This window comes from Pseudofrankia sp. EUN1h (genome assembly GCF_001854645.1).
GTDB lineage: Bacteria > Actinomycetota > Actinomycetes > Frankiales > Frankiaceae > Pseudofrankia > Pseudofrankia saprophytica.
Genome location: NZ_MBLN01000025.1, coordinates 408102 through 420093, shown reverse-complemented (window position 1 = coordinate 420093; position 11992 = coordinate 408102). Strand labels below are relative to the sequence as shown.

The 11992-nt window shown below is 70.8% G+C and carries 7 protein-coding genes; 2 read left to right on the top strand and 5 right to left on the bottom strand.

Going from position 1 to position 11992, the window contains the following annotated elements; all coding sequences use genetic code 11:
* Positions 1–393 precede the first annotated feature (393 nt).
* The 3 genes from BCD49_RS08075 to BCD49_RS08065 all read right to left on the bottom strand — a co-directional run bounded on the left by BCD49_RS08075 (position 394) and on the right by BCD49_RS08065 (position 5601).
* Positions 394–3390 (bottom strand): transglycosylase domain-containing protein, encoded by a 2997-nt coding sequence (locus BCD49_RS08075; RefSeq protein WP_241832278.1) that lies wholly within the window; start codon positions 3388–3390, stop codon positions 394–396.
* Between the two features lie 394 nt (positions 3391–3784).
* A complete protein-coding gene (locus BCD49_RS08070; RefSeq protein WP_007516949.1) occupies positions 3785–4858 on the bottom strand; it encodes an inositol-3-phosphate synthase in 1074 nt (357 codons plus the stop codon).
* 71 nt (positions 4859–4929) lie between these two features.
* Complete coding sequence (locus tag BCD49_RS08065) at positions 4930–5601, bottom strand: PadR family transcriptional regulator (protein ID WP_007516950.1); 672 nt, start codon at positions 5599–5601, stop codon at positions 4930–4932.
* A 392-nt stretch (positions 5602–5993) separates the two neighbouring features.
* Here BCD49_RS08065 and BCD49_RS08060 point away from each other — a divergent pair, with 392 nt between their 5' ends.
* Positions 5994–6428, top strand: a complete 435-nt coding sequence (locus tag BCD49_RS08060; protein ID WP_007516951.1) for a DUF5318 family protein — start codon at positions 5994–5996, stop codon at positions 6426–6428.
* 14 nt (positions 6429–6442) lie between these two features.
* Here the strand turns inward: BCD49_RS08060 and BCD49_RS08055 are convergent, their stop codons facing one another.
* Positions 6443–8329 (bottom strand): substrate-binding and VWA domain-containing protein, encoded by a 1887-nt coding sequence (locus BCD49_RS08055; protein WP_007516952.1) that lies wholly within the window; start codon positions 8327–8329, stop codon positions 6443–6445.
* Positions 8330–8744: 415 nt separating this feature from the next.
* Between BCD49_RS08055 and BCD49_RS08045 the strand changes: the two genes are divergently transcribed.
* Positions 8745–10187: an MFS transporter gene (locus BCD49_RS08045; protein WP_083401334.1), complete on the top strand. Its 1443-nt coding sequence runs from the start codon at positions 8745–8747 to the stop codon at positions 10185–10187.
* A 9-nt stretch (positions 10188–10196) separates the two neighbouring features.
* Here BCD49_RS08045 and BCD49_RS08040 read toward each other — a convergent pair whose 3' ends face one another.
* Positions 10197–11798: a CCA tRNA nucleotidyltransferase gene (locus BCD49_RS08040; protein WP_007516954.1), complete on the bottom strand. Its 1602-nt coding sequence runs from the start codon at positions 11796–11798 to the stop codon at positions 10197–10199.
* Between the last annotated feature and the right edge of the window lie 194 nt (positions 11799–11992).

Sequence of the window (11992 nt, the reverse complement as noted above, 5' to 3'; positions counted from 1 at the left end):
CCACCGGTCGGGCAGCACCGCGTGCCGCCCCGGCGGCCCACCGATGAGCTCGCTCGCGCCCCGCGCCATCGGATCCTCGAGGCTGGGGCTCACCGCCTCGTCCGCCGTCATAGCCCGGTCGGTGACCGGTGCGTCGGGGGTCGTCATACCGGCCGCCTCATCCGCGCCCCGCTGTCATGCGCCCATTGTGATACACGCTCCGGTCCGCCCTGACTCCGGCGATCCTGACTCCGACAATGCCTGCACCTTGGCTGGCGGGCTCGCCCGTCTGCCGCCGCCCGGTCGGCCACCCTTCGAGGGCCGACGGCGGCGGCCAGGAAGGCCGGCGACGGCGCACGCCGCCGCCACCGGCTTCTCCCTGGTCAGCCCATCCGCCGTCCCCGGTCCGGATCCCTATCCGACGTGGAAGATTCCGCCGCCCCCGGCGGGGGTGGGACTGGGCGTGGGGGCGGCGGTCTCGGTCGTGCCGTCACCGCCGCCGTTGCCACCGCCGTTACCGCTGCCGTCTCCGCTAGTGCCGCTGTTGGTCCCCCGGCCGCGGTTGATGCCGAGCGGGTCCAGCGGGTTGTAGGTCATGCCGGGCAGACCGGGCAGCTGGCCGTCGGTCGGCGACGTCGGCAGGTCGGGCGTCGGGGTCGGCGACGGGGAGGCGTTCGTGATCTCGCCGCCGTAGACCGGCGGATCGAACTTCTCGGCCGGCTGGCCCTTGAGCGCGGCGTCCATGAAGACCTTCCAGATCTTCGCCGGCCAGTCCCCGCCGTAGACGCCCGGGCCCGTGATCGCACCGGCGACATGCGCCAGTGACTGGTCCGGCAGTGGATGGCCGTCCTTGTCGACCTTGGCGTCTCCGCGGAACATGTTCACGCAGGCCGCGATGTTGTTCGAGCCCGCTGTGTAGCCGCAGAACCAGGCGGAGYGGTACTCCTGCACGGTGCCGGTCTTGCCGGCGGCCTGCCGGCCATCGGCGAGCTTCGCGTTGGTCTTGCCGGTGCCGTTCGGGCTCGCGATCACCTGCTCCAGCGCGTACGTCGCGTCGTTGACGACGTTGGGGGGGAGGACGGTCGCCGCTTCCGACTGGCCCTGGTAGATGACGTGGYCGTCATTGTTCAGGACCTTGTCGACGATGTGCGGGGTCGTGCGCACACCACCGCTGGCCAGCGTGCTGTAGACCGAGACCATCTCGGTGGCGTGCACCGAGTCCTGGCCGAGCGTGACACCGGCGACGTTGTCCAGTGGGGACGTGACGCCCAGATCCTTCGCCATCGCGATGACCTTCGAGACGCCGATGCTCTGGCCGAGTGGCACGTACACCGTGTTCAGCGATGCCGCGGTGGCGGTGGCGAGATCGGTGTACCGGAAGTTGGGATCGCCCTCGTCGTTGTGGACGACGTAGTCACCCTCCGTCGTGGTGCCCTTCAGCGTCACCTCGTCCGGCGCCTCATATGTCGATTTCAGGCTCGCGCCGTTGCTCAGCGCCGTTATCAGGGTGACGGCCTTGAAGGTCGAGCCGGACGGGATCGCCGCCCCGGAGACGTTGTCCAGGTACTGTTCCTGGCCGGTCGTCGGACTCTTGCCGTACAACGAGCCGCCGTACCACGCCAGTACCTTGCCGGTTTTCGGGTCGACGGCGACCAGGCCCGTCTTCAGGTTCGACAGCTTCGGGTAGACGGGACCGATCACGCTGTTGACCGCGTTGAAGGCCGCCGCCTGGCGGCCGTAGTCGATCGTCGTCGTGATCCGCAGCCCGGCGGTGCTGACCTGGTCCTCGGAGATGCCGTGCGCCTCGAGCTCGCGGATGACCTGGTCCTGAATGTATCTGCCCTGGTCGGAGCTGTTGGAGTTGTTCTTCTTGTCCAGGACGTTCTCCGGGTAGGCCGGTTTCTCCTTCAGCCAGCCTTCGGAGATCATCGTGTTGATGACCTCGTTCCACCGCTGCTTGGCCTTGTCCGGGTTCTTCTTCGGGTCGAGGTTGTTCGGCGAGCGGATGAGGCCCGCGATGACGGCGCCCTCGGCGGCCGTGAGCTGGCTGGCGGGCTTGCCGAAGTAGGCCTGGGAGGCGGCCTCGATGCCGTTCGTCTCCCGCCCGAAGTAGATCGTGTTCAGGTAGAACTCGAGGATCTGGTCCTTGGAGTACTTCTGGTCCAGCTTGACCGCCATCACGATCTCCTTCATCTTGCGGGAGAACGTGCGGTCCTGGGTGAGGAAGGCGTTCTTCACGTACTGCTGGGTGATCGTCGAGCCGCCCTGCTGGACACCGCCGCCCTTCACGTTGGCGACCATGGCGCGCGCGATACCGCGGTACGAGATGCCCGGCTCGTTGTAGAAGTTGTGGTCCTCGGCGGCGAGCACCGCGTGCTGGGCGTCCTTGGAGATCTGCGACAGCGGCACGTTCTGGCGGTCGACCGTGCCGATCCTGGCCAGCTCCTGCTGGCCGCCGGCGTAGTAGATCACGGAGGTCTGGTCGCCGGTCTTGATCTCGTCGGGCAGCGGCACCTTGGTCATCGAGTACAGGATCGCGAGCCCGGCGACGACCAGCAGCGCGCTGGACAGCGAGCCGAACACCACCAGCCGACGTAGCCACAGCGGCCGTGCCCGCCACCACTTGGGCCCATGCGTGCCGAGCCTGCGCCCCGGCTTGGCGCCCGCCGCCGCGGCGGCGCGCCTGGGACCGGTGCCGTCGGGACCGGTCAGACCGTCCGGGCCCGCCGGGCGGCGGTGGTTGCCGGAGCCCGCCGGCCGACGCGGCCCCACCTGGGTCGCGCCGTCCGAGGCGACGCGGCGATAGGTGGTGGCCTGGTCGTCGCGATCGCTCAGCTCGATCCGGCTGAGCGCGGCCTGGTCGACGGTGTCGTAGAGGGCGTCCTGCTCGGCCGGGTGCATCGGCCGGCGACCCCGGTCGGAGACCCCCCGCGTCCTGCTGTCGACGGCCATGGTGGTGGTGGCCCCGCCGCGCGCGCGGTTGGCCGTGGCGCGCGGGTKATAGGACGGGCGGTCCGACGGCTGCTCGCCGGCCGCGGCGCGGGCGCCGGTCCGGTCTCCGCGGCCGGCGACCGGCCGGCGGCCGGTGGGGGTCGCGCCGCCAGTCTGGCCGGGGGCAGCACCCGCTCTGGGAGCGCCCACCGGGCGGGGACCGCCGTTCGGGCCGGGGCGCGGGCCACGGCCGGCGACCGGCCGCTCGGGCCGGGCCGTCTCGTCCGCGCGCTCGGGCCGACCCATACGGTCGGGCCGGCCCGGCAACTCGTCGAGGTCCGGCCGCTCATACCGGTCAGGTCGTCCAGGGCGAGCACGGCCGTCATAGTCGCGTGGGCCGCCGGCGGCGTCATCCAGGTAGCCGCCCGCTGGGGGCGCTGGGCGCCGACGGACCGGTTCCTGATCGTTCGGCAGGCTCAAAGCCGTCCCGTCCTTCCCGCACCGCGACCGGGGCAAGGTAGGAGGCTCGGTCGCGTTCGGTACATGGCAGCCCAGGATCTCATGCCAGCCCGACCGCCCCGGCAGGCACCCCTGCCCCGATCACTTGCCTCTACCGCGCTGTCGTCCTCAGGCCCCGGTCACCTGTCGTCCAGGCGGTGGCCGGAGCCCGAAAACCCAGCGTCCGGCACCGGACGCCTCCCAGGCAGACGCGTCAGGCCATCGGGAAGTTGCCTCGCGGCGGGTTTGCCGGGCAGGTGCGCTGACTTGCGCCGAAACGGCGACGAGGGCCGGGCATCCCCCTCCGGATGCCCGGCCCTCGTCGCCGTGCGTAACCGACCGCATGCGCGGCCGTCTCCTACTCCTCGCCGAGTTCCTACTCCTCGTTGAGGATGAAGGCTTCCACCTTGTCCCGGGCGACGCTGTCGCGGTACTGCTCCGGCGGGGACTTCATGAAGTAGCTCGACGCCGACAGGATCGGGCCGCCGACGCCCCGGTCGAGGGCGATCTTCACGCAGCGGACGGCGTCGATGACGACGCCGGCGCTGTTCGGGGAGTCCCAGACCTCGAGCTTGTACTCCAGGTTCAGCGGCACGTCACCGAACGCGCGGCCCTCGAGCCGGACGTAGGCCCACTTGCGGTCGTCGAGCCACGCGACGTAGTCCGACGGGCCGATGTGGACGTTGTCCTTGCCGAGGTCGTGCGAGAGCTGGGAGGTGACCGCCTGGGTCTTGGAGATCTTCTTGGACTCCAGCCGCTCGCGCTCGAGCATGTTCTTGAAGTCCATGTTGCCGCCGACGTTGAGCTGCATCGTGCGGTCCAGGATGACGCCCCGGTCCTCGAACAGCTTGGCGAGCACCCGGTGGGTGATGGTGGCGCCGACCTGGGACTTGATGTCGTCACCGACGATCGGCACGCCCGCGGCACGGAACTTCTCGGCCCACTCGGGGACGCCCGCGATGAAGACCGGAAGGCAGTTGACGAAGCCGACGCCCGCGTCGATCGCGCACTGGGCGTAGAACTTCGCCGCGTCCTCGGAGCCGACCGGCAGGTAGCAGACCAGCACGTCCGCCCGGGTCGAGCGCAGGACCTCGACGACGTCCACCGGCTGCTCGTCGGACTCCTCGACGGTCAGGCGGTAGTACTTGCCAAAGCCGTCGTAGGTGTGGCCGCGGGAGACGGTGATGCCCGTCGGCGCGACGTCAGCGATCTTGATCGTGTTGTTCTCGCTGGCGACGATCGCCTCGGCCAGGTCGCGGCCGACCTTCTTCGCGTCGATGTCGAACGCGGCGACGAACTCGATGTCGGAGACGTGATAGTCACCGAGCTTCACGTGCATGAGCCCGGGTACCTGGTCGGACGGGTCGGCGCCGCGGTAGAACTCGACCCCCTGGACGAGAGACGCAGCGCAGTTGCCCACGCCGACGATGGCGACACGAACCGAACCCATGACGGTCTGCTCCTTCTGACTACTCGGGAATATGTGTGCAGGACYGGATGCGCCGCGCCGGCAGGCGAAGCTCACCGGGCCCCTGGGACCTCACCGTCGGGGTCCTGGGACGTTGCAGGGGGTGGCGTCAGCGGCGGAACGAGCGGCCGAGGCGCCGACGGCTGCGCGGAGGGTTGAGACCCTGGCTCTGGCAGATCCAGATTCGCCGCCCCCGGCCGGGCCTGGGCGCGTTCGGTCTCGATCAGCTCGGTGAGCCAGCGAACCTCGCGCTCGACGGATTCCAATCCGTGGCGCTGCAGCTCGAGCGTGTAGGTGTCGAACCGCTCCCGGGTGCGCGAGAGCGCGGAGCGGACCTTCTCGCGCCGCTCCTCGAGCCGGTTGCGCCGGCCCTCGAGGATGCGCAGCCGCACCGCGGCGTCCGTCTTGCCGAAGAAGGCGAAGCGGACGCCGAACATCTCGTCTTCCCACGAGGACGGGCCGCCCTCGCCAAGCAGCTCCGCGAGCCGCTCCTTGCCCTCGGCGGTGAGGGTGTAGACGACCCGGCTGCGCCCACCGATCCGGCTCGCCGCGCCGGCGTCGTCGGCGGTCACGTAGCCCTCGGCCTGCAGCTTGCGCAGGCCCGGGTACAGCGAGCCATAGCTGAACCGGTGAAAGGCGCCGAGCACGGCCGCGAGCCGCTTGCGCAGCTCGTACCCGTGCATCGGGCTCTCGGCGAGGATTCCGAGCACCGCGAGCTCCAGCACCGCGTGCCCTCCCTCCGCATCGCCGTCGCCGTCTGACCTGCCAGGAACAGCCAGGGCGCCTCAGCTCCGCGCCCTGACCTCTCACCTCGACTGTGTCGGCTCGACTGTGTCGGCCCAACATGTCGACTCAACATGTCGTCCGAACATATCGAGGCGATACATCGACCATAGACGAGTCGGGACGACCATGGCAACAGGGGATGTCTCACTGGCGTCCGGCCAGAGGCACACGAGTGACGCCCGATCTATCTGGCCTGGTCACGCACGGACCCGGAGCTCCTGGCGGATCGGGCCGCCGCTTGCCCGCCTGGTCCCGGCTCGCGCCGAACGTCACGACAAGCGCTCATTTCGGCTATGGCGGAGCGGTGGGGGGCCGGAGGTACCGTGACTGCATGGGACCGCGGTCGGTCATCGACTACGCGCTCGTCCGCCGGGCGACGCTGGCCGACCTGCACGCCGGACGGGTCTCCCAGCAGGACGTCTGCGACGCCAACCCGTACCTGCTGCGGGCGGCGCGCCACCACGGCGAACAGACCAGCAAGAGCTGCCCGGTCTGCCACGCGGGCGACCCCCAGCGTCCGAAGCCCGGCGAGCCGCTCGTGCATGTCACGTACAGCTACGGCGACGAACTCGGTTCGACCTCCGGGCGGGCCTGGGCGTCGAGTGACCTCCCCGAGCTGGCCGCCCGGTTCAGCGATCTGCAGATCTACGTCGTCGAGGTGTGCGCCTCGTGCGGCTGGAACCACCTCGTGACGAGGTACACCATCGGCACCGGGGGCCCGCCGGTCCGGCGCGCCGCTCGTCGCGCCGCGCCGGACCGGAACTGACGACCGGACGGAACCTAACGATCCGTAAGGGCGTTGACCATCACCTGGAAGATCGAGTTGGGATCCTGGGCGGGGTAGTACTTGGAGCCGGTCGCCTCGGAGATCTGGTTCAGGGCGCTCTGGTCGACGTCCGCGCCGTAACCGATCGTGATGATGTGGACGGGCCTTTTCGGGTCGAACTCGTTCTTCAGCGTCTGGATCAGCTGGGCGAGGGTCAACGTGCTGGACTTGTCCTCGTCCTGTCCGTCCGTCAGCAACACGACCTGGTTGGGCTTCTCCGGCTCGTACTGCGCGGACAGCGCTCGGAACGCGGCGAGGGCGGTCACGTAGAGGCCGGTGCTGCCCTTCGCCCGCATGCCGTCGATCGCGGTGAGGAGCGCCTGCTCGCGAGGCACACCGGCCACCGACTCGCTCATCAGCCCGACCGGCACCAGATCTCGGTACGGTTTGGCGCCGTCGAGGCCGGTCGAGAACTGCCAAAGCCCCAGGCGGCTGTCCTTGGCGAACAGCGGGATCGCCGCATGCGCCGCCGCGACGGCGATCTGTAGCCGGGTCTTGCCACCGCTTTCCGGCACTATCAGGTCCATCGACCCGGACGTGTCGAAGACGGCCAGAGTGTTACCGCGCTGGTGAATGCCCAGGAAGGTGCGCCGGGCGCCGTCGATCGTCTTACCGTCGAGATCGGTGCGTGGCGTGGTCCGTAGCGCCGGGACGAACCCCGCCTTCTCGGTGAGTCTGGAGTTGGTCCGGTCAGGCGAGCGATAGCCCGCGGCGGCCAGGGTCGCCTGGCCGGAAGATCCGGTCAGCTCGGCCAGGAAGTCCTGGGCGGCGGCCGCGCGGTCGGAGCCGGCGGGCAGCGCCAGCGGCTGGTAGGTGGCCTCGTCGACGACCAGACCGTCGGTCGGGTAGGCGGCGGCGAGCGGGACCTCCGCCGGATCGTGGCCGTACTGCCCGCCGGGGAGCGCGTCCGCGTCCGCGTCCGCGTCCGCGTCGTCCGCGGTCGCGGTGCCGGTGCCCATGTTCACCTGGTAGACGAGGCTTTCCGGCAGTACGAGCGCGGACATGTGCGCCGGCGCATCCTTGCCCCAGCCGATGTAGGCGGAGACCAGGTCGGTGTCCGAGTCGGTGACCAGGTCGGCGCCGCGCTCGAAGGTGAGGATCGCGCCCTTGGTGTTCAGGTCGCCGGAGAACTGCTCCGCCGTCAGGGCCGACGACGGTTGGCCCACGTTGCTCGCGACGACGTTGAGAACCGCCGCGAGCCCGGCGGACGACGTCTCCGGGCTGGGGAATCCGATCTTGAATGTGCCCCACTCCGGATGCCCGCGGTCGGCCCAGAACGAGGCCGAGCCCTCGTTGGCCCGCAGGTCGGCCCAGCTGAGCTGGCGGCCCGGCCAGCCGAGCGCGGTGGCCATCGGCCGCGGCATCGCGAGCACGACCGGCGAGCTCGCCACCACCGTCCCGCCCTCGCCGAGCATCTTGGCGCCGGCGGCGCTGGTCTTCGCCAGCGCCATCCAGTCGGCCGACTCGGGTACCCAGACGTCGGGCGCCGCGCCGTAGGCGGAGTCCGTCCAGCCGGCGGCGATCGCGCTCGCGGTCTGACCGCTGTCGACGGTCTCCACCTTGACCCGGACGCACTTGCCGAGCACCTGGTGGTGTCCGTTGTTGTAGCCCGTGGCGGCCTGGGTCAGCGCCGTGGTCAGGGCCGGCCCGGTACGCACGCTGATCATCATCGTCGCCGCGCAGGCACCGCCCGCGCCCTTGCCGCCCAGCAGCCGGGTGCCGGTGAGGTAGCCGCCGCCGGCCAACAGCAGCACCACGAGCGCCGGGATCAGGATCCTCGCCGGTCGGGTGGAGCGCTCATCCGCGACACGATGACGGGAACGATGACGTGCATCGGCCATCGGGCGGGACCTCCGCGGGCTGCCTCGGTTAAGGGTCCGCGGCGACGCCGGGCCCCGCCACTGTCTGGCGCGACCACGGCCCTCCGGGGACGAGAGGCCGAACATAACGCATAGTGAAGGATCATCGCGACCCTCAACACACGTTGTGACATAGTTGGGCCATCGTTCCCGCCCGTGGGCCACGTTTCGTGACAGTTGCCCGACGCAGAACGACGATGGGCTGGCTCGCGATGACACAGAGTGGTGTCGTCGACCGCCCCCTGGACAACGGGCCCCAAGCTGGCACCCTCGGCGACGCGGATTCCGCCAGCCCTCAGGACACCACGCCCGCGCCCCGCCGCCCGGGCACTGAACGGATGCCCAACCAGCACCTCCCGCACGTTTCCCACCCGACCGGCTTCTAGGCTGCTGGGCTATGGGATGGGCCGGAAAACTGCGGGAGCTGCTGGGCGTGCCCGGGTTCCGGGCGCTGTACGCCGCCAGGCTGACCTCGCAGACCGCCGACGGGATCTTCCAGGCCTGTCTCGTGAGTTACGTGCTGTTCTCCCCGGAACGAGCGGCTTCCCCCGGCGCGTTGGCCGCCTCGCTGGCGATCGTGGTGCTGCCGTTCAGCGTCATCGGGCCGTTCGCCGGGGTCGTGCTCGACCGGGTGTCCCGCCAACGGGTGTTGGTTGTGTGCTCGCTGACCAGGGCCGCGCTACTGATGATCCTGGTCACGCTGATCGCCGCCGGCCACACCGGCGCGGACTTCTACGTCATGGCGCTGGCCGTGGTCAGCGTCAACCGGTTCGTGCTCGCCGCGCTTTCCGCCKGCCTGCCGATAGTGATCGACGTCGACCGGCTGATCGGCGCGAACGCGCTGTCGGTCACGTCGGGCACGGTGGTGACGCTGGTCGGCGCGGGCGCCGGAAGCGGGCTGCGCAGCCTCACGGGCGGCAGCGACTCCTCGGTCGCACTGGTGGCCGGCCTGGCCGGCCTCGCCTATCTCGGCGCCGCGACGACGGCCGCGCGGCTGGCGAACCGGCACATGTTCGGCCCCGAGAAGATCATCGGCTGGGCCGGTATCACCACCCAGTTCCGCCAGGTGGCCCTCGACCTCGCCGACGGAGCGCGGGTGCTCTGGCGCACCGGACCGGTACGGCGGGCACTGGCCGCGCTGACCGCTTCCCGGGCGGCCTACGGGCTGGTGCTCGTCATGACGATCCTGCTGTACCGCAACTACTTCACCGGAACCGGCGGCGGGCTTGGCGGGCTCGCCGTCACCGTCGCGGCCAGCGGCGTCGGAACGGTGACCGCGGCCGTGGTCACCCCGAGGGTCACCGGCCGGATCCCCAAGGCCCGCTGGATCATGATCGTGCTCGTCGCCGGCGGCGTGGTGGAGATCGTGCTCGGTCTGCCGTTCTCGTCACCGCTGTTCGTCGCCGCCGGCCTGTTGCTCGGGTTCTCGGCGCAGGCGAGCAAGATCTGCGTCGACACGATCGTCCAGGAGGAGGTCCCGGACGCCTACCGCGGCCGCGCGTTCTCTCTCTACGATCTGCTGTTCAACGTCGCCTTCGTCGCCGCGGCCGCCCTGGCCGCCGTCGTAGTGCCGACGAACGGCCGTTCGTCGCCGACGATCGTCGCCGCCGGCCTTGGCTACCTGCTCGCGGGCGTCGTCTACTACCGCGCCGCCCGCCGCCACCTGGTCGACATGCGGATCCGGGCCGTCGGCGCGCCGGCTGGCCCGGCCCTGGACGAATCCCCGGCCATCTCGGTGCCGGTGGGACAGGCGGCGGCGGGGCAGGCGGCAGGCAGGCCGCCCGCCGCCCGTCCCGCCGCCGACGTCCTCGACGAGCCTGTCTCCGGCCGCCAGCAGTAACCCGCCCGGCTACTGCCCCTCGGCCTTGGCCTCGGCGTCACCCGTGGGCACGGGCGCCGACCCGGACGGCACCACGCCGTCGGCGGCCTCGCTGGGGATCTCCAGGCCGCGCTCGCGGGCCCAGCGCACCAGCTCCGCTACGGCCGCGTCGCGGCCGACCATGCCCATGTCGAAGCGGAAGTCGAGCATGTGCTGGCGCGCCTCACCGACGAGCCGGGACGGCCGCAGGCCGAGGATCTCCATGATGTCGTCGCCGGAGAGCTCCGGGCGGATCGCGGAGATCTCCTCCTGGGCGGCCAGCGCCGCGATCCGCTCCTCCAGCGAGTCGTAGTGGCGGGCGAGCATCGCCGCCTTGCGCTTGTTGCGGGTCGTGCAGTCGGAACGCACCAGCTTGTGCAACCGGCGCAGCTGCGGCCCCGCGTCGTGCACGTACCGGCGGACCGCCGAGTCGGTCCACTCACCCGTGCCGTAGCCGTGGAAACGCAGGTGCAGGAACACCAGCAGCGTGATCGCGTCGGCGACGTCCTTGGGGAAGCGCAGCGCGACCAGCCGCTTGCGGGTCATGTCCCGTCCGACCACCTCGTGGTGGTGGAACGAGACGCCGCCACCGGGCGCGTGCCGCCGGGTGCGCGGCTTGCCGATGTCGTGCAGCAGCGCGGCCCAGCGCAGCACCTCGTCCGGGCCGTCGTCCTCCAGGTCCATCGCCTGGCGCAGCACGGTCATGGTGTGCGCGTACACGTCCTTGTGCTGGTGATGCTCGTCGATCTCCATCCGCAGTCCCGGCAGCTCGGGCAGCGTGACGGCGGCGGCACCGACGTCGACCAGCCGCCGCAGACCGCCGACCGGGTCTGCGGAGACGACCAGCTTGCGCAGCTCGTCCCGGATCCGCTCCGGCGAGACGATCCGCAGCCGCTCGGCCCGGGCCGTCATCGCGTCGACCAGCTCCGGGGTGGGAACGAGGCCGAGCTGCGCCTCGAACCGGATCGCCCGCAGGATCCGCAGCGGGTCGTCGTCGAGCGAGACCTCGGGCGGCCCGGGGGTGCGCAGCACCGCGCGGGAGAGGTCGGCCATACCGCCGAACAGGTCGACGAACTGGTGGTCGGGGACCGACACCGCCATCGCGTTGACGGTGAAGTCGCGCCGGACCAGGTCGCCCTCGAGGCTGTCGCCGTAGGAGACGGTCGGGTTGCGCGAGTCACGGTCGTAGTTCTCGGCGCGGTAGGTGGTCACCTCGAGGCGGGCGCCGCGACGGGCGAGCCCCACGGTGCCGAAGGCGATCCCTGCCTCCCAGGTGGCCTCCGCCCAGGCACGCGTGATCTCCAGGACCCGCTCGGGCCGCGCGTCGGTGGTGAAGTCCAGGTCCGGGGCGCCACTGGTGCCGCCGACCCCGGTCAGGCGGCCCAGCAGCGCGTCCCTGACGGTGCCGCCGACGAGGTGCAGCGCGTGCCCGTGCGCCGCGAAGATCCGCCCGAGCTCGTCGGCGAGCGGCGGTACCTTCAGCATTCCGGCGACCACGCGCTCAGCCGAGTCGCGCGGGTTGTCGAGACTGATCACAGACACCTGCCTAGGGTAGCGGCCATCGTCGGCGCCCCCCACCGGTTTTCTGATCATGACCAGGACCGGCGCGGCGCACGGTTCCCACCGGGTCCGGTCTCACCGGCTTCGATCCGCCCCGCCGCCATCCGCATGGTTCGCCACCAGCTCAACCACCGCATCGACACCGAACCGGCTCCAACCATCGCCAACCGCGTCCGCCTGCCCCAGCCCTCATTCGGACAAGCCGGACAGTCGCCGGGGACGGCTCA

Bases quoted from the DNA above. Each gene is read 5' to 3' on its own strand.
- BCD49_RS08070 (WP_007516949.1), bottom strand. From the start codon at position 4,858: ATGGGTTCGGTTCGTGTCGCCATCGTCGGCGTGGGCAACTGCGCTGCG.
- BCD49_RS08060 (WP_007516951.1), top strand. From the start codon at position 5,994: ATGGGACCGCGGTCGGTCATCGACTACGCGCTCGTCCGCCGGGCGACG.
- BCD49_RS08055 (WP_007516952.1), bottom strand. From the start codon at position 8,329: ATGGCCGATGCACGTCATCGTTCCCGTCATCGTGTCGCGGATGAGCGC.
- BCD49_RS08040 (WP_007516954.1), bottom strand. From the start codon at position 11,798: ATGATCAGAAAACCGGTGGGGGGCGCCGACGATGGCCGCTACCCTAGG.